Source organism: Klebsiella spallanzanii (assembly GCF_902158555.1).
GTDB lineage: Bacteria > Pseudomonadota > Gammaproteobacteria > Enterobacterales > Enterobacteriaceae > Klebsiella > Klebsiella spallanzanii.
On record NZ_CABGGS010000012.1, the window covers coordinates 487,604 to 510,414 of the forward strand.

Sequence of the window (22,811 nt, forward strand, 5' to 3'; positions counted from 1 at the left end):
GAATAGCGTACCCGGAGGCGGTGCTGGCGCACCTGTCCGGGCTACCGGCCCGCAGACGGCGGTGAATCCGTAGCTCGGGAAGCCGCAGCGCCACCGGGAAGAAGCAAGAGCAGGTTGTCAGATTTAGCTCTCTTTCGTCGGTTTTACCGCAGGCAGGGCGCGAGTCATCGGTACCGGTAGCCATGCGCGAATCAATAGCCCGCCGCGTTCGCTGGAACCTAGCTCCAGCTTGCCGTTGTGGTTATCGATAATACGCTGAACGATAGCCAGCCCAAGACCGGTTCCGCTGATCGTACGGGCGCTATCGCCGCGTACAAACGGCTGGAAAAGATGCTCACGCTGCTCCGGTTTAATTCCCGGACCATCGTCTTCGACCTGGAACCAGGCCCGATTTCCTTCACTGCCGCTGCTGACTTTAATCCAGCCATTGCCGTAGCGGGCGGCGTTGACCACCATATTGGCTAGCGCGCGCTTAATGGACAGCGGATGAATGCGCAGCGGGATCTCTCCGTCCTGCAAATCGGTAGCAATTTCCCGCTCGTACCCGCTCTCTGCGGCGATAACTTCGCCGAGCACTGCGTTAAGATCCACCAGCTCCATCGGCATCTCCTGGCCGGTGCGCAGGTAGTCGATAAACTGCTCGATAATGGCGTTGCACTCTTCGATGTCTTTATTAATCGACTCGGCGAGGTAGCCGTCCTCTTCGCTCATCATCTCCGTTGCCAGACGAATACGCGTTAGCGGAGTACGCAAATCGTGGCTTACCCCGGCCATCAGCAGCGTACGATCGTCCGCCAGCTGCTTCACGCCTGCCGCCATATGGTTAAACGCGCGGGTTACCGAACGTACTTCCGATGCGCCGTATTCGCGCAGCGGTGGAGGAATAATGCCCCGCCCGACCTGAAGCGCCGCGTGCTCCAGGTCGACCAGTGGTCGGTTCTGAATGCGAATAAAGAGCCAGGCGCCGCCGATGGCCAGCAGCATAATCGCCAGGGTGTAGCGGAACAGCGGCGAAAAATCGCCCTGATGGATTTCAGTCAGCGGTACGCGCACCCAGATATTGGGGGAGAGCCAGGTTTTCAGCCACACCACGGGGGAGCTTTTGTTGACCTCTACCCGCACTTCGGTGGGCCCGCCGAGCTGGTGCGCCATCTGCTGACTTAAGAATTCATAATGCTGCGCCCAGCGCAGGCCTGCGTCTTCCGCCGCTTCGTTGGAATAGAGCGAAATGCCCAGCTCGCGATAAATTTCGCGGCGAAACGCCGGTGGCACCACCAGCTGGGTGCCGTCTTCCAGCTGCAGTTTATCGGTCATCAGCATACGAACTTCGTAGGCCAGAACTTTATTAAACTGCTGAAGACTTGGCAGGATCGCGAAATTCAGCACCACTAAATAGGTCGTCACCAGGCTGGCGAACAGCAGGGTGACGATCAGTAACAGGGTGCGGGCAAACGAGCTTCGCGGCGAAAAACGCACGCGTTTCATGCCTTAGAACCGTCCGGGACGAAGACGTAGCCCAGACCCCAAACGGTCTGGATATAGCGCGGATGCGCCGGATCTTCTTCCACCATACGGCGCAGGCGGGAGATTTGAACGTCGATGGAGCGCTCCATTGCCGAATATTCACGGCCGCGGGCGAGGTTCATCAGCTTATCGCGGGACAGCGGTTCACGCGGGTGACTCACCAGCGCTTTCAGTACCGCAAATTCACCGCTGGTCAGCGGCATTGGCTCATCTTCACGGAACATCTCGCGAGTACCGAGGTTCAGTTTGAATTTACCAAAGGCGATAACCGCTTCTTCCTGCGAAGGCGCGCCCGGCAATTCATTGGCCTGACGGCGCAGCACGGCGCGGATACGGGCCAGCAGTTCACGCGGGTTGAACGGTTTCGGGATGTAGTCGTCGGCGCCGATTTCCAGGCCTACGATACGGTCAACCTCTTCCCCTTTCGCCGTTACCATGATGATCGGCATCGGGTTGCTCTGACTGCGCAGGCGGCGGCAGATGGACAGGCCATCTTCGCCAGGCAGCATGAGATCCAGCACCATCAGGTGGAAGGATTCACGAGTCAGCAGCCTGTCCATCTGTTCAGCGTTCGCCACGCTTCGAACCTGGAAGCCCTGCTCGGTCAGATAACGTTCGAGTAGCGCACGCAGGCGCATGTCGTCATCGACAACCAGAATCTTATAATTCTCTTGCATTGTTTATACTCCCAAAGGTTCACTGCAATTGTCAGTGCGTATTCTCAAAAAAGCCCGGGTCGCTCACCAGCGAAATCTGGTATATATTCCAGGCTAAATTGTTACAAAGCATATTTAACAGCAGCTTAAGTATACATTTAAGCATAAGACACATTATTTATCCTGTTGGTATTATTACGTGCGACGAATTGTGCGCAGCATTGCACAAAGATCTGCAATCAGGAGCCGGAATCTTCGATGAAAACGCCGCTGATCACCCGTGAAGGGTATGAAAAACTAAAAAAAGAGATGGATTACCTGTGGCGCGAAGAGCGCCCGGAAGTCACGAAGAAAGTGACCTGGGCTGCAAGCCTCGGCGACCGCAGCGAAAACGCCGATTATCAGTACAACAAAAAACGCCTGCGCGAAATCGACCGCCGGGTGCGCTACCTGACCAAATGCCTTGAGCATCTGAAAATCGTTGATTACTCCCCGCAGCAGGAAGGCAAAGTGTTCTTCGGCGCGTGGGTGGAGATTGAAAACGATGATGGTGATACCAAGCGCTTTCGCATCGTCGGCTACGATGAAATCTTCGGGCGCAACGACTACATCTCTATCGACTCGCCCATGGCGCGCGCGCTGCTGAAAAAAGAGGTCGGCGACCTGGCTATCGTTAACACACCTGCGGGGGAAGCCGCCTGGTATGTGAATGAGATTGAATACATGAAATAAGCCTGGAACATTCCGAGAGGCTTTGGTCGTGGCTGGCATTTTACCGTGCCAGTCCGTATAACTATCCCCCTGATTTTTGATCCTAAAGATGAACTAAACCGATGATGAATGATTCGCTCTGCCGCATTATTGCGGGTGAACTTCAGGCCAGGGCTGAACAGGTAGAAGCTGCCGTTCGCCTGCTTGATGAAGGGAACACCGTGCCGTTTATCGCACGCTATCGTAAAGAAGTCACCGGCGGTCTGGATGACACGCAGTTGCGTAATCTGGAAACCCGCCTGGGTTATCTGCGTGAACTCGAAGATCGCCGCCAGGCAATTCTTAAGTCCATCGGCGAGCAGGGCAAACTGACCGAGGCGCTGGAAAAAGCCATCAACGGGACGTTGAGTAAGACCGAGCTCGAAGACCTCTATCTGCCGTATAAACCGAAGCGCCGCACCCGCGGGCAAATCGCCATTGAAGCGGGGCTGGAGCCGCTGGCCGAGCTGCTGTGGAACGAGCCGTCCCACGATCCGGAAACCGAAGCCGCTAAATATATCGACGCTGATAAAGGCGTTGCGGATAGCAAAGCCGCGCTCGACGGTGCACGCTATATCCTGATGGAACGCTTCGCTGAAGACGCCAGCCTGCTGGCAAAAGTGCGTGACTATCTGTGGAAAAATGCGCATCTGGTCGCGACCGTTGTTAGCGGCAAAGAAGAGGAAGGGGCGAAATTCCGCGACTACTTCGATCACCACGAACCGATCTCTACCGTGCCGTCGCACCGCGCGTTGGCGATGTTCCGCGGCCGCAACGAAGGCGTACTGCAGCTCTCTTTAAACGCCGACCCGCAGTTCGATGAGCCGCCGAAAGAGAGCCACGGCGAGCAAATTATTATCGACCACCTCGGCCTGCGCTTGAATAACGCTCCGGCAGACAGCTGGCGTAAAGGCGTTGTGAGCTGGACATGGCGTATCAAGGTGCTGATGCACCTCGAAACCGAGCTGATGGGCACCGTGCGCGAGCGCGCCGAAGACGAAGCCATTAACGTTTTCGCTCGCAACCTGCATGACCTGCTGATGGCCGCTCCGGCCGGGCTACGCGCGACGATGGGCCTCGATCCGGGTCTGCGTACCGGGGTGAAAGTTGCCGTCGTTGACGGTACCGGCAAACTGGTCGCCACCGATACCATTTACCCGCATACCGGGCAGGCCGCAAAAGCCGCAGTGGCGGTGGCTGCGCTGTGTGAAAAATACAACGTTGAGCTGGTGGCTATCGGCAACGGTACCGCTTCGCGTGAAACCGAGCGTTTCTTCCTCGATGTACAGAAACAGTTCCCGAAAGTCACCGCGCAGAAGGTGATTGTCAGCGAAGCGGGCGCGTCCGTTTATTCCGCCTCCGAACTGGCGGCGCTGGAGTTTCCGGACCTCGATGTTTCCCTGCGCGGCGCGGTCTCTATCGCGCGTCGTCTCCAGGATCCGCTGGCCGAGCTGGTAAAAATCGATCCGAAATCTATCGGCGTTGGCCAGTATCAGCACGATGTCAGCCAGACCCAACTGGCGCGTAAGCTGGACGCGGTAGTGGAAGACTGCGTGAACGCCGTTGGCGTCGATCTGAACACGGCTTCCGTTCCGCTGCTCACCCGGGTTGCCGGTCTGACCCGCATGATGGCGCAGAATATCGTCTCCTGGCGCGATGAGAACGGCCAGTTCCAGAACCGCCAGCAGCTGCTGAAAGTCAGCCGTCTGGGGCCAAAAGCCTTCGAACAGTGCGCGGGCTTCCTGCGTATCAACCACGGCGACAACCCGCTGGACGCCTCAACGGTGCACCCGGAAGCGTATCCTGTGGTGGAACGCATTCTGGCGGCGACTCAGCAGGCGTTGAAAGATCTGATGGGCAACAGCAGCGAGTTGCGAAACCTGAAAGCCGTCGATTTCACCGATGATAAATTTGGCGTGCCGACGGTTTCCGACATCATCAAAGAGCTGGAAAAACCGGGCCGCGATCCGCGTCCTGAGTTCAAAACCGCCCAGTTCGCCGACGGCGTGGAGACCATGAACGATCTGCTGCCAGGAATGATCCTCGAAGGCGCGGTTACCAACGTCACCAACTTCGGCGCCTTTGTTGATATTGGCGTTCACCAGGACGGCCTGGTGCACATCTCTTCTCTGTCGAATAAGTTCGTTGAAGACCCGCACACGGTAGTCAAAGCGGGCGATATCGTGAAGGTCAAAGTGATGGAAGTTGACATGCCGCGTAAGCGCATCGCGCTGACTATGCGCCTGGACGAACAGCCTGGCGATAGCAACGCGCGCCGGGGCGGTGGCGGTAACGATCGCCCTCAGGGCAATCGCCCGGCGGCGAAAGCGGCTAAACCTCGCGGTCGTGACGCACAGCCTGCGGGCAACAGCGCGATGATGGACGCGCTGGCGGCGGCAATGGGTAAAAAACGCTAATTTCTTTCCGGCCCCTCTTACCTGAGGGGCTGCTTCTCTTCAGACATTCGCCATATTGCGCAAACAATCATCAGTATTTTCTCATAATCTCTTAATAAGCGCGAATTAGGCCCAGTGAGATTATTATTTTCATTTCGTTAACCAACGAAACCTTAATTAAACATTAAGTAATTAAGAATAATTATTATCTCTGCGGCTGTTACAAAATAGAGTTTGCTCAACATCAACAAAAGCTCAATTTTCTGTTTAAAAAAAGATTCGACCGCATTATATGTATTGATGATAAAAACTATTCTCATTATCATTATTCTCAGTGAGTATTTATTATTCTTCGTTGGCTATGGTCCCTGGCGCGGCATCTGCCGTGCATACGGAAAATTCTCTTTCGGTTAGCGATATACAAGTAGGTCCTATGCAATTCACTCCTGATAGTACGTGGAAAATCACTGGTTTTTCCCGCGATATTAGTCCGGCGTATCGGCAGAAGCTGCTTTCCCTTGGTATGCTGCCGGGTTCTTCATTTAATGTGGTTCGCGTGGCGCCGCTTGGCGACCCTATTCATATTGAAACCCGACGCGTTAGCCTGGTATTACGTAAAAAGGACCTTGCGTTAATTGAGCTGGAAGTGGTTGCACAATAATGCCTGACCGGCACTAAGAGCATGAATATGAAAAAATTAACCATTGGTTTAATTGGTAATCCTAATTCCGGTAAGACAACGTTATTCAACCAGCTCACCGGTGCGCGCCAGCGCGTCGGGAACTGGGCGGGGGTGACCGTTGAGCGTAAAGAGGGTGGTTTCAACACCACCGATCATCAGGTCACGCTGGTTGACCTTCCCGGCACCTATTCACTGACCACCATTTCCTCGCAAACGTCGCTGGATGAGCAGATTGCCTGCCACTATATTCTCAGCGGCGATGCTGACATGCTGATTAACGTGGTCGACGCATCCAATCTGGAGCGTAACCTCTATCTGACTCTGCAATTGCTGGAGTTAGGCATTCCCTGCGTGGTCGCGCTGAATATGCTCGATATTGCGGAAAAGCAGAAAATCCGCATTGATGTCGATGCTCTGGCTGCTCGCCTCGGGTGCCCGGTGATCCCGCTGGTTTCCACGCGCGGTCGTGGTATCGAAGCCTTAAAAATGGCTATCGACCGCCATCAGCAGAACCAGTCCATCGAACTGGTGCACTATCCGCAGCCGTTGCTGCGCGAAGCGGACAAGCTGGCGCAGGTTATGGCCGCGGATATCCCGCAGCGCCAGCGTCATTGGTTGGGAATGCAGATGCTGGAGGGGGACATTTATAGTCGCGCCTACGCCGGCGATGCTGCCGACAAACTTGATATAGCCCTGGCGCATCTGAGCGAAGAGCTGGACGACCCGGCGCTGCATATCGCCGATGCCCGTTATCAAAGCATTGCTGCGATTTGCGATGCCGTCAGCAATACCCTGACCGCCGAGCCCAGCCGTTTTACCGCAGCGATGGATAAAGTGATTCTCAACCGTTTCCTCGGGCTGCCGGTGTTCCTGTTCGTCATGTATCTGATGTTCTTACTGGCGATCAACATCGGCGGCGCGCTGCAGCCTATCTTTGACGCCGGTTCCGTCGCTATCTTTATCCACGGCATTCAGTGGATTGGCTATACGCTGCATTTCCCGGACTGGTTGACGGTTTTCCTCGCTCAGGGGATTGGCGGCGGTATCAATACCGTGCTGCCGCTGGTACCGCAGATCGGTATGATGTACCTGTTCCTCTCTTTCCTTGAAGACTCCGGCTATATGGCGCGGGCGGCGTTTGTGATGGACCGCCTGATGCAGGCGCTGGGCCTGCCGGGGAAATCCTTCGTGCCGCTCATCGTCGGGTTCGGCTGCAACGTACCGTCGGTGATGGGGGCGCGTACTCTTGATGCCCCTCGCGAACGCCTGATGACCATCATGATGGCGCCGTTTATGTCCTGCGGCGCGCGGCTGGCGATCTTTGCCGTCTTTGCTGCTGCCTTCTTCGGCCAGAACGGCGCACTGGCAGTCTTTTCACTGTATGTGTTGGGGATTGTGATGGCGATTGCGACCGGCCTGATGCTGAAATACACCATTATGCGCGGCGAAGCTTCGCCGTTTGTGATGGAGCTGCCGGTGTATCACGTTCCTCACGTAAAGAGCCTGGTTATCCAGACCTGGCAGCGCCTGAAAGGCTTTGTACTGCGGGCGGGTAAAGTTATCGTCATCGTCAGCATCTTCCTCAGTGCGCTGAACAGCTTCTCGCTGAGCGGTAAGATCGTCGATAACATCAACGACTCGGCGCTGGCATCGGTTAGCCGCGTGATTACTCCAGTATTTAAGCCGATTGGCGTACATGAAGATAACTGGCAGGCGACCGTTGGCCTGTTTACCGGCGCGATGGCGAAGGAAGTGGTGGTCGGTACGCTGAACACGCTCTACACCGCCGAAGATATTCAGAATGAAGAGTTTAATCCGCAGGCGTTTAACCTTGGTGATGAACTGCTGGCGGCGGTGGATGAAACCTGGCAGAGCCTGAAAGACACCTTCAGCCTGAGCGTACTGGCGAACCCCATTGAGGCCAGCAAAGGCGATGGTGAAATGGAAACCGGCGCGATGGGCGTGATGGGCAGTAAATTCGGCAGCGCCGCTGCGGCGTACAGCTACCTGATTTTCGTTCTGCTCTATATTCCCTGCATTTCGGTCATGGGGGCGATTGCCCGCGAGTCGAGCCGCGGCTGGATGTCTTTCTCTATTCTGTGGGGCCTGAATATCGCCTATTCGCTCTCTACGCTGTACTACCAGACCGTCAGCTTCAGTCAGCATCCGCGCTATAGCCTGGTGTGCATTCTGGCAGTGGTGCTGTTTAATCTCGTGGTCTTTGGTCTGCTGCGCAGAGCGCGTAGCCGGGTGGACGTCTCGCTGCTGGCGACGCGCAAAACGCCGTCGTCCTGCTGTCAGAGTCCAGCTGGCGATTGCCACTAAGGAGCGATGATGGCGTCGTTAATTGAAGTTCGCGATATGCTGGCCCTGCAGGGGAGGATGGAGGCAACGCAGCTAAGCGCTCGTCTGCATACACCGCAGCCGCTGATCGACGCCATGTTGAGCCGCCTGGAAGCGATGGGTAAAGCGGTAAAAGTGACCGAAGATGCCGATGGCTGTCTTTCCGGCAGTTGCAAAAGCTGCCCGGAAGGCAAAGCCTGCCTGCGGGAGTGGTGGTCGCTGCGCTGAGAAGTATCCCTGCGCTTTTCCCGGAGGCGATGCTGCGCATCTGTCCGGGCTACGAGTTTGTGCGGTTTTAGGTCTGGTAGCCCGGACAGGCGCAACGCGCCGCCTCCGGGCCCTGGGCTGCAAGCGGGTCCTGAGACCCGCTTTCTGGCTTATTTGTAGACGTCCGCGTTAGCGTGAACCGTTTTTTCGTTCTTCTCGCCCGCAATCACCACAAAATAGGTGCCGCCCAGCTCATCTGCTTTTTTCGACAGATCGCGCTTCGCATCCATCGGTGAAGTCGTTCTTGAGGTGGTAATGGAACCGATTTTGGTCAGGTTCATCTTAGCCACTTCATCTTTTTGAATTTCCTTGGCGGCGAATGCGCCGAAGGACAGGGAGCCAATCACCAGAGATGCAACAATTCCTGTAACAAGTTTCATAGCCTCTACTCTCCATTAGGTTGTTTTTTTAGGTCGCGGGGAGACGTGAAATAGTCAACCACCGCAACAACCTAAGTATTGCTGCACCCTGCGTTTTTACCATGTCCCGCTAAAAATATTTACTGACCTGAGCCTTCAGCTCTACCAGCGGTGCGCAAAACGCCTGCGGATGAGAAATAAACGGCGCATGGGCGGCTTTATCGAAGACGATTGACTCACTATCAGGCCACAGGGCGTCGAGAACCGGGATGATTTTCCGCGGCACCAGACCGTCCAGCCGACCATAGATACGCAAAAAAGGCATATTGAGGGTGGTTAACGGCTGGCGTAAATCAGCGGTTTTAAGGATTTCCAGCCCGCCGTTTAAGACTTCCGGCGATGGTATCGGTAGCGACAGCACCGTGCTTTTCAGCGTTCTGGCATCCTGACGCGCGCTCTCGGTTCCCATGGTTTGCAGCGCCAGAAAGCGCTCGACGGTGCGTTGAAAATCTTCGCTCAGTTGCTGCTGGAATCCGCTCAGCACCTCGGGCTTGATGCCGGGCCAGCTGTCGTGAGCGCTAAAACAGGGGGAAGAGGCGACGGTGACCAGCGCCTGAACGCGTTCGGGGTGAGTTAATGCTATCTGGCTTGCCACCAGCCCGCCAAGGCTCCAGCCGAGCCAGATTGCCCGCTCCGGGGCGTTATCCAGCACCAACTGCGCCATCTCTTCCAGCGACAGAGCGCCAAAGCCGCCGCTGCGGCCATAGCCCGGCAGGTCGACGAGGTGCAGTGTAAAATGCGAGGCCAGTTCCGGCGTGATGCAATCCCACACTTGGGCATTCAGCCCCCATCCGTGCAGCAGCACAAGATGACAATTTCCTTCGCCCATGGTCTGCCACCAGATCTCTTTCATCAGCTACTGTTCTCTTTCCACCAATATGAGGGGAAATATGCTAACAGCACACAGCTTATGCTGGCTATGCCAAATGCCGCTGGCCATTGCCCGCTGGGGGATCTGCTCGCGATGCGCGTCGGCGCTGCTGGCGTCCGTACCGCTTTGCCCGCAGTGTGGTCTGCCCGCACAGGCAAGCCTGTTGCCCTGCGGGCGGTGCCTGCAAAAACCGCCGCCGTGGCAGCGGCTGGTGGCGGTGAATGATTATCGACCGCCGCTGAGCGGCCTGATTCATCAGCTGAAATTCAATAAGCGGCCTGAGCTGGCTCCGGCGCTGGCGCGTTTACTGCTGTTGCGTATATACCAGAGCCGGGAGCTTCCTCGTCCGGATCGGATTATTAGCGTACCTCTCTGGCAGCGCCGCCAGTGGAAGAGGGGGTTTAATCAGAGCGACCTGCTGTGCCGTCCGTTGGCCCGCTGGATGGGCTGTGACTGGCGCAGCAATGCGTTGACCCGACTGCGTCGTACCGCCACCCAGCACCAGCTCAGCGCCAGATTGCGCAAACAGAACCTGAAAAACGCCTTCCGGCTTGAATTGTCGGTACAAGGCCACCATATCGCCATTGTGGATGATGTCGTCACAACCGGAAGCACCGTCGCCGAGCTATCCCGCCTGCTTTTGCGAAACGGTGCCGCGACGGTTCAGGTATGGTGTATATGCCGTACCTTGTAGACCCCTGCTGATGGGCGTATTATAACCCAGTAAAATAGTCAACTATTAGGCCAACGCTATGATCCGTATTTCCGATGCTGCACAAGCGCACTTTGCCAAACTGCTGGCAAATCAGGAAGAAGGGACACAAATTCGCGTATTTGTGATCAATCCCGGCACCCCAAACGCCGAGTGCGGTGTTTCCTACTGTCCACCGGATGCGGTGGAGGATTCCGATACTGCGCTGAAGTTTGAGCAACTCACCGCTTATGTCGATGAACTTAGCGCGCCGTACCTGGAAGACGCTGAAATCGATTTTGTTACCGACCAGTTAGGCTCTCAGCTGACGCTGAAAGCGCCAAATGCCAAGATGCGCAAAGTTTCTGACGACGCGCCGCTGATGGAGCGCGTCGAATATTTGCTGCAATCGCAGATTAACCCGCAGCTGGCCGGTCATGGCGGTCGGGTTTCGCTGATGGAAATCACCGAAGATGGCCTGGCGATTCTGCAGTTTGGCGGCGGCTGTAACGGCTGCTCTATGGTCGATGTTACCCTGAAAGAGGGGATCGAAAAGCAGTTGCTGAACGAATTCCCTGAACTGAAAGGCGTTCGCGATCTGACCGAACACCAGCGCGGCGAACACTCCTACTACTAGTTCTCCTCCGCCCGGCAGCCGTATCGCTGTCGGGCCGCTCTTCTTATGTTACCGCACAAAATTCCCCGCAAAGCAACCCGGCAAAAACCCGGGAAAGAGTATGACTTAAGTCTCATATTTGAAATTTCCTCTCTTAAGGATATTCTCAATCACGGCATGTTACCCGTATCATTCATGTCAGACGCCACAGACAAAAAAATAGCCAGCTATCCTTTCTCTGGGTAAGGATAAAGCCAGCTTCTACGGCGTCAGACATTTTTTGTTCCGGTCGGAACGGATGAAGTCAATGTTGAAACTATGACGTTACCCATAACAAATTAAGGCCAGGTAAATCATGCCATTAGTCATCGTTGCTATCGGGGTTGCCCTGTTATTGTTGCTGATGATCCGTTTCAAGCTGAACGGGTTCATCGCTCTGGTTCTGGTGGCACTTGCCGTCGGGCTTATGCAGGGCATGCCTCTGGATAAAGTTATCGTATCCATCAAAAACGGCGTAGGGGGAACCCTCGGCAGCCTCGCGCTGATCATGGGCTTCGGCGCCATGCTCGGTAAAATGCTGGCGGACTGCGGCGGCGCGCAGCGCATTGCCACCACGCTGATTGCCAAATTTGGTAAAAAACATATTCAATGGGCGGTTGTGCTGACAGGTTTTACCGTCGGCTTTGCCCTGTTCTATGAAGTGGGCTTCGTACTGATGCTGCCGCTGGTGTTTACCATTGCCGCATCCGCTGGTATCCCGCTGCTCTACATTGGCGTACCGATGGCGGCTGCGCTCTCCGTGACGCACGGCTTCCTGCCTCCGCACCCGGGACCGACGGCGATTGCCACTATTTTCCATGCCGACATGGGTAAAACCCTGCTGTTCGGTACCATTTTGGCGATCCCGACGGTCATTCTGGCAGGTCCGGTTTACGCGCGTTTCCTGAAAGGCATCGATAAGCCGATTCCGGAAGGGCTGCATAACCCGAAAACGTTCACTGAAGAAGAGATGCCGGGCTTTGGCGTCAGCGTCTGGACCTCTCTGGTACCGGTTATTCTGATGGCGATGCGCGCTGTGGCTGAGATGGTTCTGCCGAAAGGCCACGCCTTCCTGCCGGTGGCGGAATTCTTCGGCGACCCGGTGATGGCGACGCTGATTGCGGTGCTGATTGCGCTGTTCACTTTCGGTCTCAATCGCGGTCGTTCAATGGAGCAGATTAACGATACGCTGACCTCTTCAATCAAAATTATCGCCATGATGCTGCTGATCATCGGCGGCGGCGGTGCCTTTAAGCAGGTATTGGTTGATAGCGGCATGGACAAATACATTGCTTCTATCATGCATGAATCCAACATGTCTCCGCTGTTTATGGCGTGGTCGATTGCTGCGGTACTGCGTATCGCGCTGGGTTCGGCGACCGTTGCGGCTATCACCGCAGGCGGTATCGCTGCGCCGCTGATCGCCACCACCGGCGTGAGCCCGGAACTGATGGTTATCGCCGTTGGCTCCGGTAGCGTTATCTTCTCTCACGTTAACGATCCGGGTTTCTGGCTGTTTAAAGAGTACTTCAACCTGACCATCGGTGAGACCATCAAGTCGTGGTCGATGCTGGAAACCATTATCTCAGTGTGCGGTCTGATTGGCTGCCTGCTGCTGGGGATGGTGGTATAAACGAGTCATCAGCATAAAATGAGCCGGGTAGCCGCAATGCTAACCCGGCTTTTTTATGCGCAATAACCACAATGGTCAGGCTTATCGCAGTAATACCCGGTTCTGCACCGTGCCTGACATTGAAATTCACCCAACTATCCCCCATTCTAGATCTCATGCTACAGCGCCGGACGCGCGCTTCATTTACCCTTTTCAACAGGACTGCGCAATATGACCAATCCATTACTGACGCCTTTTTTATTGCCGCCATTTTCTGCAATCAAACCCGAGCACGTGGTCCCTGCGGTCACCAAAGCGCTGGATGATTGCCGGGCGGCTGTAGAGAGCGCGGTGGCGCAAGGGGCGCCGTACACTTGGGAAAATCTTTGCCAGCCGCTGGCGGAAGTTGACGACGTGCTGGGGCGTATCTTTTCGCCGGTCAGCCATCTGAATTCGGTCAAAAATAGCCCGGAACTGCGCGAAGCCTACGAGCAAACCCTGCCGCTCCTCTCTGAATACAGTACTTGGGTTGGGCAGCATGAAGGTCTGTATAAAGCCTACCGTGACCTGCGCGACGGCGATCATTACGCCACTCTGAATACCGCGCAGAAAAAAGCGGTGGATAACGCGCTGCGTGATTTTGAACTCTCCGGTATTGGTCTGGAGAAAGAGCAGCAGAAACGCTATGGCGAAATCGCCGCGCGCCTGTCCGAGTTGGGCAATCAGTACAGCAACAATGTGCTCGACGCGACCATGGGCTGGACGAAGCTGATTACCGATGAAGCCGAACTTTCCGGGATGCCGGAAAGCGCGCTGGCCGCCGCCAAGGCCCAGGCTGAAGCCAAAGAGCAGGAAGGCTATCTGCTAACCCTGGATATCCCGAGCTATCTGCCGGTGATGACTTATTGCGACAATCAAGCGCTGCGTGAAGAGCTGTATCGCGCTTACTCTACCCGCGCCTCTGACCAGGGGCCGAATGCTGGTAAATGGGATAACAGCCCGGTGATGGCGGAAATTCTCGCGCTGCGCCATGAGCTGGCACAGCTGCTGGGATTCGATAGCTATGCCGATAAATCACTCGCGACCAAAATGGCGGAAAACCCGCAGCAGGTACTCGACTTCCTGACCGACCTGGCTAAACGCGCCCGTCCGCAGGGTGAGAAAGAGCTGGCCCAGCTGCGCGCCTTCGCCAAAGCTGAATTTGGCGTTGACGAACTGCAGCCGTGGGATATCGCATACTATAGCGAAAAACAGAAACAGCATCTGTACAGCATCAGCGACGAGCAGCTGCGTCCGTATTTCCCGGAAAACAAAGCCGTTAACGGACTGTTCGAGGTGGTTAAGCGCATTTACGGCATTACCGCTAAAGAGCGTACCGATGTTGATGTCTGGCATCCGGAAGTACGTTTCTTTGAACTGTACGATGAAAACAATGAGCTGCGCGGTAGCTTCTACCTCGATCTCTATGCCCGCGAACACAAACGCGGCGGGGCATGGATGGACGACTGCGTCGGCCAGATGCGCAAGCTCGATGGTTCGCTGCAAAAGCCGGTTGCTTATCTGACCTGTAACTTCAACCGTCCGGTGAACGGCAAACCGGCGCTGTTTACCCACGATGAAGTGATCACCTTGTTTCACGAGTTCGGCCACGGTCTGCACCATATGCTGACCCGTGTCGATACTGCCGGCGTTTCCGGCATTAGTGGGGTACCGTGGGATGCGGTCGAGCTGCCGAGCCAGTTTATGGAAAACTGGTGCTGGGAGCCGGAAGCGCTGGCATTTATCTCCGGTCACTATGAAACCGGCGAACCGCTGCCAAAAGAGCTGCTGGAGAAAATGCTGGCGGCGAAAAATTACCAGGCGGCGATGTTTATCCTGCGCCAGCTGGAGTTTGGCCTGTTCGACTTCCGCCTGCATGCGGAATTCAGCCCGCAGCAGGGGGCTAAAATCCTCGAAACGCTGGCAGAAATTAAACAGCAGGTCGCGTTGATTCCTGGGCCATCGTGGGGACGTTTCCCACATGCTTTCAGCCACATTTTTGCCGGTGGCTATGCGGCGGGTTACTACAGCTATCTGTGGGCCGACGTGCTGGCGGCGGACGCCTTCTCACGTTTCGAAGAGGAAGGGATCTTCAACCGCGAAACCGGTCAGTCGTTCCTCGACAATATTCTTAGCCGCGGTGGTTCCGAAGAGCCAATGGTGCTGTTCAAACGCTTCCGTGGTCGCGAACCGCAGCTGGACGCGATGCTTGAGCATTACGGGATCAAAGGCTGATTGAGTGAAGATCTGCTTAATTGATGAAACGGGCGCCGGAGACGGCGCCTTATCTGTTCTTGCTGTCCGCTGGGGGCTGGAACACGATGAAGACAACCTGATGGCGCTGGTGATGACGACAGCACATCTGGAACTGCGCAAGCGCGATGAGCCGAAGCTTGGCGGCATCTTCGTCGATTTTGTCGGTGGGGCGATGGCCCATCGACGCAAGTTCGGCGGTGGACGCGGCGAAGCGGTAGCGAAGGCGGTCGGCATTAAAGGCGATTACCTGCCGGATGTGGTCGATGCGACTGCCGGACTGGGGCGCGATGCGTTTGTGCTGGCCTCTGTGGGTTGTTGGGTGCGGATGCTGGAACGCAATCCGGTGGTTGCCGCGCTGCTCGATGATGGCCTGACGCGCGGCTATGCTGATGCGGAAATCGGTCCATGGTTGCAGGAGCGGCTACAGCTAATTCACGCCTCCAGCCTGACGGCGCTGACCGATATCAGCCCGCGTCCGCAGGTGGTGTACCTCGATCCGATGTTCCCGCATAAGCAAAAAAGCGCGTTAGTGAAAAAAGAGATGCGGGTGTTTCAGTCGCTGGTGGGGCCGGATTTAGACGCTGATGGCCTACTGGAACCCGCGCGTCAGCTAGCGACCAAACGCGTAGTGGTCAAACGACCGGACTATGCACCGCCGCTGGCGGATATGGAGACGCCGAACGCGGTGGCCACCAAAGGCCACCGGTTTGATATTTATGCGGGGACGGCAGCGTAACTTCCCCTCACCCTAACCATCGCCCCTTTGGGGAGAGGGCCGGGGTGAGGGGGTTGCACAATTTTAAACAAACGGAGCCAGCGGGTCGGCAATCTCGAACGCCACCGCTTTATCGGCTTTTGGCGGATAAATCAGTTCGCTGACGATCGACATCTTCAATTTCTTCGCCTCTTCTCGGGTCAGCTTCACCTGCTGATCCCAGCCTTCGGTATAGACCGCGCCCCAGGCGCCCAGATCCAGACAGGTGACGTACATCTCCTGACGATACGGCAGCGGTTCAACGTTCAGCAGGCTTGCTGCCACATTGTTACCAGCAAATTTACCCAGCAGGATGGCGTGCTGACAGGTCATCAGCGCGTGATTGCCCTTATCATCGGTGGCGGCGTAAGCCACGTCGCCGGTGGCATAAATGTCTTCATGACCGACCACCTGAAGATTTGCATTTACATGCAGACGGCCCTGACGGTCGCGCGGCGCATCAATCTGTGCGGTCAGACCGTTAGCCTGAACGCCAACGGTCCATATGACCGTCTGTGATGCAATTGTCTGACCATCTTTCAGCGTCACGCCAGAGGCACCCACGCTCTCAACTTCGGAATTGACCATCCATTCTACGTTCAGCTCAGTGGAGGCCTCAGCAATTACATCGCGCAATTCCTGGCTCCAGCGAGCGCCCGGCTGCGCACCACGTTCAACTACGACAACTCTGGTCTTAGCATCAGCGCCGAGGATGTCACGCAGACGACCCGGTAACTCCAGCGCCATCTCAATGCCGGTGAAGCCGCCACCGCAGACGACAACGGTATTACGCGCCTTGCTCTCTGGCTGCTTAGCCAGGTCTTGCAGATGCTGCTCCAGCACGGCAGCGCTCTCAAGCTGATCGAGGTCGAAGGCATGCTCTGCGGCACCGGCGACCATACTGCGATTCACCTGGCTGCCGCTGGCCAGAACCAGACGGTCATAGCGATGCAGGCGCGTTTCACCGTGGGTATCTTTCCAGCTCACCTCTTTGGAGGCCGGAAGGATTTTCTCAACCGTGCCGCGCAGGAAGGTAACACCGGTGACGTCGAACAGCGGTTGCAGTGGCGCAACCAGCGTCTGAACGGCGCTTTCATAAAAACGTGGGCGCACACGCAGTTCAGGCTGTGGTGCAATCACTGTAATATCAATGTCCTGCTGATTTTTATCTGCCAGACGCGCGGCGCTCAGCGCTGCCCACATACCGGCAAAACCGGCCCCGACGATCAGAATTTGTTTACGCATCTTTGCTGCTCTCGCTGTTCACTATGATTTATTTACTAGGATTATATTGATCGTAGTTATTGGGCGCAATGCTATTGATGTAATGAACAAGATGAGCTTTTGTTTTTACCTATCATCTAATTGATAATTAATAAATTAAATTTTTTACTCACTCTGGTTACAGGAATCCATCTGGAATGGGATTAGCGAAAAAGCTACAATAACTCAGATTTGTTTAGGCTGAGATAAGAACATGGCATTCTACAGTTCCGGAGTTGAGTACGGTATCCATAGCCTGATGTGTATGGTGGACAGCAAGGGCGACGCTCGCGATATGAGCGTTCGCGAGATTGCTGACCTGCAAAGCGTACCTTACGACTATCTGGCCAAGATCTTTACCCGCCTGTCGAAAGCGGGTCTGGTGCGTAGCATCGAAGGTAAAGGCGGCGGCTTTCAGTTGGCGAAACCGGCTGAACACATCACGGTGCTCGATGTGGCAAATGCCATTGACGGCGATAAGCGTATTTTTGAGTGTCGTGAGATTCGCCAGCGCCTGGCGGTATTTGATGAGCAGCCGCCGGAGTGGGCCTGCGAAGGGATTTGCGGCGTACGCTCGGTCATGGATATGGCGCAGCAGCGAATGGAAGAGGCTTTAGGCCAGCACACCATTCTCGATCTGGCGCGCAAAATGTACCGCAAAGCGCCGGATACCTTTGTGGTTGAAGTGCAGGACTGGATCGCCGGACGTAAAGGCGCATAATTGTCAGGTAGCCCGGCCAAGCGCAGCGCCGCCGGGAAACTCCCGGACGAGATGCGTTAGCCGCCATCCGGCAATAATAATTACTGTTCGGTATTCGGCGTATTAATCATCCGATTTAGCCAGGGTACCATCATCGCCATGACCACCGTTACGCCCAGGGTCACCAGGCCGATTTTGCTGAAGACGTTGGTATAAATCGGCAGCGTCTGTAGCGGGTCGGTAATGTTATCCGGTACGGCGGTGAAGGTCGCGACGTAGCCGCCGAGCAGGAATGCGGCGGCCTGCGTCAGGAACCACATCCCAAGAATAAATCCCATCAGATGCTGCGGCACCAGCGCGGCGACCATTGCCAGTCCCAGGGCACTAATCAATAGTTCTCCCAGACTCTGGAACAGATAGACCAGCACGATAAACCACGGCGAAGTTAATCCCTGAGCGTCGGCAAACCACATCCCTGCCGCTGCTGCGGTGAGAAAACCCAGGGAGCACAGGAACATGCCGAGCGTGAATTTCATCGGCATGGTCAGGTCTTTGCCCTTGTTACCCAACCGCGTATAGATAGCGGCCAGTATTGGACTGGCAACCACCACCCAAAACGGATTTAGCGCCTGGAAGCTCACCGGGTTAATGGTGAAGCCGAGTATTTGATGGTGGACGTTATTGATAGCAAAGAAGTTAAGCGAGGTGGGCATCTGCGCGTAAAGGATGTAAAACAGCACGGCTTCCAGCATCAGGATAAAGGCGACAAACATTTTATTGCGCCCGTTCTTATCCAGCTTGAAAGCCTCGCGGAAGAAGAAAATCGTCACCACCAGAGAGAGCACAATCAGCACCAGATTGGCGACTTTCACGTTATGCATCAGCCAGGCACAGAGAAAAATCATCACCACCGTACCTGCCAGCACGTACAGCAGATTGCGTAGATTCAGCGGCCTGTGGTCCGGCTCAGAGCCGATATCTTTAACCATCCCGCGACAGGCGAAGTAGACCAGCAGGGCGACGATCAGCCCGGCTCCGCAAAGATTGTAGGTTACCGCGTAGCCGAACTTATCGGCAATCACTGGCGCCAGCGAGAGCGACAGCAGCGAACCGATGTTGATCGACATATAAAACAGCGTGAAGGCGCCGTCCAGGCGGGCATCTTTCGGTGGATAGCACTTAGACAGCAGGCTCGCCGGATTGGCTTTAAACAGCCCGTTACCTACGGCGATGGTTCCCAGCGCGATAAAAATCAGGTTAGGCCTGAGTAATGACAGGCCGGTCATAAAGTAGCCGACAGCCAGCACAATCGCGCCCAGTACCAACGTACGTTTGGTGCCGAGCAGATGGTCACCGACATAGCCGCCGATGGAGATCAGGCCGTATACCAGCGCGGCAAATGCGCCGAAGGTAATAAACGCCTGTTCCTGTGAGAACCCGAGCTGTTTAACAAAGAAAACGGCCAGGATGCCCTGAACGCCGTAATAGCCAAATCGCTCCCAGAGTTCCACAAAGAAGATCATAAAGAATGGGCGGGGCTGTTGCAGTAAGCCTGTCGGTGCTGGTGAGTTCATCTTTCTTCGCCTTTTTATCCTGTCCGGAAAGTATGTACGCGTATGCCAAAACGCGCTGAAAAAGTCTTATGATGCGCAATGATGTGATTATTTTATAAATTAACGGATTATTATATGGGTGTTAAATGATTAAATTGGTTGATCAATCTAACATTGTGCTAATTTTCTGGATTTATATTCTTTAGAGGTGGCGAAGGCAGGAAAAAACAAAAACGCCCGCATTAGCGGGCGTTGGTCATCAGCGAAATTAAATAACGTCCTGTTATTCCTCTTCTTCGTCGCGCAGCGGAACAATCAGCATATCGACGTGAACGGTATTGATTAGCTGACGAGCGGAGGACATTAGCTTGCTCCAGAAGTCCTGATGGTGACCGCAAACCACGAGGTCCATATCATATTTTTTAATCGCATCAACCAGTACCTGGCCAAGATCGCCGCTGCCGCTCAGGGTCTCAGTGATCGGGTAGCCCGCGTTAGTAGAGAGCTCGCTTAACGCGTGGTGAGTCTCTTCGGAGATGCGTTTCTGCATATCGCCCAGATTGACGTCAATAAGGCCGGTGTAGAGATCGGAGTAGTTCACATCCACGTGGATCAGAGAAACCTTTGCATTGTAGGGACGGGCCATAGAAACGGCTTTTTCTACCAGTACTTTGCTTTCCGGGGACAGGTCTACTGCAATAAGAATATGTTTATAAGCCATAGTGTTACTCCTTCCATAAGTTGTCGATGACCGTTGGACCTGACAGCCAGCGCTGCCGCTTCGCCCGCGTCCTGCGTGCCACATGCGCGGGGGGTAGTCCTTAAGGACTTAATTGTAGAAGATATTTCTACCTTATATACCCTTCATACTTCAAGTTGCTTGTGCGTTGGCAATACTCGGCCCATCCCTGGGCCTCGCCCTCACGGGCGCTGTGAACGGCGTTCAAATTCGTTCCCGACGAATTTGTCCTCGCTCACCTCAGTCACTTACTAGAGTAAGCTCCTGGGGATTCACTGCGTCGCCGCCTTCCTGCAACTCGAATTATTTTGGGTATAGTGCCCCTCGCGCTCCGTCAATCCACCTTGTTCAGCAAATAGTTAAACAAATATATCTGACTTATGCATTGATAATGATTAACGTTGTGGTAAAAAAATTAACTGATCTCCTACACTATTTAATGAGCCGGTCGGATAAATAAACGTGATCGGAATCGCACTCTTTACAGTACAGTCGGTTTGACATTGGGGAGCGGTAGTCCCGGAGGGAGCCTCCGAGGACGGGTCGCCGGGGAGGAGGTATGATCAGCACAATTGCGCTGTTTTGGGCCCTGTGTATCGTTTGTGTAGTGAATATGGCACGCTACTTCTCGTCACTGCGTGCATTGTTGGTTGTGCTACGTGGTTGTGACCCTTTGCTCTATCAATATGTCGACGGCGGCGGTTTTTTTACGTCGCATGGGCAGCCCAGTAAACAGATGCGCCTGGTGTGGTATATCTACGCCCAGCGCTATCGCGATCATCATGATGATGAGTTTATCCGCCGCTGCGAACGCGTTCGGCGGCAATTCATTCTCACCAGCGCGCTTTGTGGCCTGGTGGTTGTGAGCATGATTGCTCTGCTTATCTGGCACTAGTTTCGCCACCAAAAAAAACGGGCCAGTTTCCTGACCCGTTATTATTTTTTGCTGCGATATTTGCTTAGATAATCTGCAACGAGATCCAGTACAGCGCGCCTGAAAGCAGGATTGCCGCTGGCAGGGTAAGTACCCAGGCCATCAGGATATTGGTGACGGTCTTTCTTTGCAGGCCGCCGCCATCAACGAGCATCGTCCCCGCAACCGAGGAGGAGAGCACGTGGGTGGTGGAAACCGGCATACCGGTATAGCTTGCCAGACCAATCGATACGGCGGCGGTCATCTGAGCTGACATACCTTGCGCGTAGGTCATCCCTTTCTTACCGATTTTCTCGCCGATGGTGGTTGCCACGCGGCGCCAGCCGATCATGGTGCCGATACCCAGCGCCAGCGCTACCGCCATAATAATCCAGATTGGCGCGTACTCGATGGTGCTCAGCATATCGGTTTTCAGTTTCTTCAGCAGGCGCTTATCGTCGGCATTCACTTCCGGCAGCTTCGCCACTTTATCGGTGGTGTCGGAGATGCAGAGCATAATGCGGCGCAGATGGCTGCGCTGCTCAACGGTGAGCGTATCGTAGCTTTCCGTTCCGGTCAGCATCGTCTTCACGCGGTCGAGCGCGTTGATGGTGTTGGCCGGATGGCAGTGAAATTCACCGTCGGCGGCGGCACCCGTACTCGGAGGCGGGATGAGCTGTTCAGAGCCGGTCGCTTTCTTCAACAGCTCAGGGCGCTGCTGGAAGAAGGTTTCCACGTTGTTGACCGCGTCGCGGGTACGGGTGATTTCGTAACCGGAAGCGTTCATGTTGACCACGAAGCCAGCCGGAGCAACGCCGATCAGAACCAGCATGACCAGGCCAATGCCTTTCTGACCATCGTTGGCACCGTGCGAGAACGCGACGCCAATGGCGGACAGAATCAGCGCAATACGGGTCCAGAACGGCGGCTTTTTCTTGCCGTCTTTCTTTTCACGTTCAGCGGGGGTCAGGTGGATACGGGCGCGTTTTTTAGTTCCGCTCCAGTAGCGACGCAGAATGAAAATCAGGCCGCCCGCAACCAGCAAGCCAACGATCGGCGAAACGATAAGCGAGCCAAAAATACCCGCAACTTTCGGCAGGTTCAGCGCGTCCACGACCGAAGTGCCGGTCATCAGCGCATTGGTTAAACCAATACCGATAATCGCGCCGATCAGCGTGTGGGAGCTGGAGGCCGGAAGGCCGAAATACCAGGTTCCGAGGTTCCAGATAATCGCCGCCAGCAACATGGAAAAGACCATGGCGAGGCCATGCGCTGAACCCATGTTAAGCAGTAGGTCGGTCGGCAACATATGCACGATGGCATAAGCAACGCTAAGACCGCCCAGCAGAACGCCGAAGAAGTTAAAAAGGGCCGCCATCGCCACAGCAAGCTGCGACCGCATTGCGCGAGTGTAAATCACCGTTGCAACAGCGTTTGCGGTATCATGAAAACCATTGATCGCTTCGTAAAACAGTACGAAAGCCAGAGCAAGCAATAATAATAGTCCGGTATGTAAATCCAGACCGGCAAATAAATGTAGCATAGGACGTTACGCCATTTTGAGGACATGAACGCGGCGCATTATCAGTGACTTTAGCGGCGCGGGCAAAGTGAAATATAGACTTTTTTTGATTTTCTTACCGTTTTAGTTTTAGCTTGTTGGGAGTATTCCTATATCTTTCAATGAACTACATGAAATCCTAATTTTACCTTCTGGTGCGACCAGCG

20 protein-coding genes are annotated in these 22,811 nt (G+C 55.0%); 12 read left to right on the plus strand and 8 right to left on the minus strand.

All coding sequences use genetic code 11. From position 1 onward, the window contains the following. Nucleotides 1-123: 123 nt before the first annotated feature. Nucleotides 124-1,485, minus strand: a complete 1,362-nt coding sequence (envZ, locus tag FN082_RS13445; RefSeq protein ID WP_142463709.1) for a two-component system sensor histidine kinase EnvZ — start codon at nucleotides 1,483-1,485, stop codon at nucleotides 124-126. Then, nucleotides 1,482-2,201 carry an osmolarity response regulator transcription factor OmpR gene (gene ompR / locus FN082_RS13450; RefSeq protein WP_001157751.1) on the minus strand — a complete coding sequence of 240 codons (720 nt, stop codon included), beginning with the start codon at nucleotides 2,199-2,201 and terminating at the stop codon, nucleotides 1,482-1,484. The genes envZ and ompR overlap by 4 nt, the downstream gene beginning before the upstream one ends. 237 nt (nucleotides 2,202-2,438) lie before the next feature. Here ompR and greB point away from each other — a divergent pair, with 237 nt between their 5' ends. From greB to feoC, 5 genes are all read left to right on the plus strand, one after another. Beyond that, nucleotides 2,439-2,912, plus strand: coding sequence for a transcription elongation factor GreB (gene greB / locus FN082_RS13455; RefSeq protein ID WP_139539083.1), 474 nt, complete (start codon nucleotides 2,439-2,441; stop codon nucleotides 2,910-2,912). Between the two features lie 101 nt (nucleotides 2,913-3,013). Then, the gene (locus FN082_RS13460) at nucleotides 3,014-5,347 is read left to right on the plus strand and encodes a Tex family protein (RefSeq protein ID WP_142981775.1); all 2,334 of its coding nucleotides are present in this window, start codon (nucleotides 3,014-3,016) and stop codon (nucleotides 5,345-5,347) included. Between the two features lie 412 nt (nucleotides 5,348-5,759). Further along, entirely contained in the window at nucleotides 5,760-5,987 is a 228-nt protein-coding gene (feoA, locus tag FN082_RS13465; protein ID WP_142981776.1) for a ferrous iron transporter A, read from the plus strand. A 27-nt stretch (nucleotides 5,988-6,014) separates the two neighbouring features. Beyond that, nucleotides 6,015-8,333, plus strand: coding sequence for a Fe(2+) transporter permease subunit FeoB (gene feoB / locus FN082_RS13470; protein ID WP_139539080.1), 2,319 nt, complete (start codon nucleotides 6,015-6,017; stop codon nucleotides 8,331-8,333). Nucleotides 8,334-8,342: 9 nt separating this feature from the next. Continuing rightward, nucleotides 8,343-8,579 (plus strand): [Fe-S]-dependent transcriptional repressor FeoC, encoded by a 237-nt coding sequence (gene feoC, locus FN082_RS13475; protein ID WP_139539079.1) that lies wholly within the window; start codon nucleotides 8,343-8,345, stop codon nucleotides 8,577-8,579. Nucleotides 8,580-8,728: 149 nt separating this feature from the next. Here the strand turns inward: feoC and FN082_RS13480 are convergent, their stop codons facing one another. Both FN082_RS13480 and bioH read right to left on the minus strand, forming a co-directional pair. Continuing rightward, nucleotides 8,729-8,998 (minus strand): YdgH/BhsA/McbA-like domain containing protein, encoded by a 270-nt coding sequence (locus FN082_RS13480; protein ID WP_004106665.1) that lies wholly within the window; start codon nucleotides 8,996-8,998, stop codon nucleotides 8,729-8,731. A gap of 109 nt (nucleotides 8,999-9,107) precedes the next feature. Then, nucleotides 9,108-9,890 carry a pimeloyl-ACP methyl ester esterase BioH gene (gene bioH, locus FN082_RS13485; RefSeq protein ID WP_139539078.1) on the minus strand — a complete coding sequence of 261 codons (783 nt, stop codon included), beginning with the start codon at nucleotides 9,888-9,890 and terminating at the stop codon, nucleotides 9,108-9,110. A gap of 37 nt (nucleotides 9,891-9,927) precedes the next feature. Between bioH and gntX the strand changes: the two genes are divergently transcribed. The 5 genes from gntX (at nucleotide 9,928) to rsmJ (ending at nucleotide 15,897) form a co-directional block, all read left to right on the plus strand. Beyond that, nucleotides 9,928-10,602: a DNA utilization protein GntX gene (gene gntX / locus FN082_RS13490; protein ID WP_139539077.1), complete on the plus strand. Its 675-nt coding sequence runs from the start codon at nucleotides 9,928-9,930 to the stop codon at nucleotides 10,600-10,602. A gap of 58 nt (nucleotides 10,603-10,660) precedes the next feature. After that, nucleotides 10,661-11,236 (plus strand): Fe-S biogenesis protein NfuA, encoded by a 576-nt coding sequence (gene nfuA, locus FN082_RS13495; protein ID WP_138359458.1) that lies wholly within the window; start codon nucleotides 10,661-10,663, stop codon nucleotides 11,234-11,236. 334 nt (nucleotides 11,237-11,570) lie between these two features. Then, a complete protein-coding gene (gene gntT / locus FN082_RS13500; protein WP_142463706.1) occupies nucleotides 11,571-12,887 on the plus strand; it encodes a gluconate transporter in 1,317 nt (438 codons plus the stop codon). A gap of 210 nt (nucleotides 12,888-13,097) precedes the next feature. Further along, entirely contained in the window at nucleotides 13,098-15,140 is a 2,043-nt protein-coding gene (gene prlC, locus FN082_RS13505) for an oligopeptidase A (protein WP_142463705.1), read from the plus strand. Between the two features lie 4 nt (nucleotides 15,141-15,144). Continuing rightward, complete coding sequence (gene rsmJ, locus FN082_RS13510) at nucleotides 15,145-15,897, plus strand: 16S rRNA (guanine(1516)-N(2))-methyltransferase RsmJ (protein WP_142981777.1); 753 nt, start codon at nucleotides 15,145-15,147, stop codon at nucleotides 15,895-15,897. A gap of 63 nt (nucleotides 15,898-15,960) precedes the next feature. Here rsmJ and FN082_RS13515 read toward each other — a convergent pair whose 3' ends face one another. Further along, the gene (locus FN082_RS13515; RefSeq protein WP_139539073.1) at nucleotides 15,961-17,160 is read right to left on the minus strand and encodes an NAD(P)/FAD-dependent oxidoreductase; all 1,200 of its coding nucleotides are present in this window, start codon (nucleotides 17,158-17,160) and stop codon (nucleotides 15,961-15,963) included. Between the two features lie 232 nt (nucleotides 17,161-17,392). On the opposite strand from FN082_RS13515, the gene FN082_RS13520 reads away from it, so the two are divergent. Continuing rightward, nucleotides 17,393-17,899 (plus strand): RrF2 family transcriptional regulator, encoded by a 507-nt coding sequence (locus FN082_RS13520; protein ID WP_139539072.1) that lies wholly within the window; start codon nucleotides 17,393-17,395, stop codon nucleotides 17,897-17,899. A gap of 80 nt (nucleotides 17,900-17,979) precedes the next feature. On the opposite strand, the gene dtpB is transcribed toward FN082_RS13520, so the two are convergent. Beyond that, entirely contained in the window at nucleotides 17,980-19,452 is a 1,473-nt protein-coding gene (gene dtpB, locus FN082_RS13525; RefSeq protein ID WP_139539071.1) for a dipeptide/tripeptide permease DtpB, read from the minus strand. A gap of 262 nt (nucleotides 19,453-19,714) precedes the next feature. Then, nucleotides 19,715-20,152 (minus strand): universal stress protein UspA, encoded by a 438-nt coding sequence (gene uspA / locus FN082_RS13530; RefSeq protein WP_004106650.1) that lies wholly within the window; start codon nucleotides 20,150-20,152, stop codon nucleotides 19,715-19,717. 577 nt (nucleotides 20,153-20,729) lie between these two features. Here uspA and uspB point away from each other — a divergent pair. After that, nucleotides 20,730-21,065 (plus strand): universal stress protein UspB, encoded by a 336-nt coding sequence (gene uspB, locus FN082_RS13540; RefSeq protein WP_139539070.1) that lies wholly within the window; start codon nucleotides 20,730-20,732, stop codon nucleotides 21,063-21,065. A gap of 64 nt (nucleotides 21,066-21,129) precedes the next feature. On the opposite strand, the gene pitA is transcribed toward uspB, so the two are convergent. Beyond that, nucleotides 21,130-22,626 (minus strand): inorganic phosphate transporter PitA, encoded by a 1,497-nt coding sequence (gene pitA, locus FN082_RS13545; protein ID WP_142981778.1) that lies wholly within the window; start codon nucleotides 22,624-22,626, stop codon nucleotides 21,130-21,132. Between the last annotated feature and the right edge of the window lie 185 nt (nucleotides 22,627-22,811).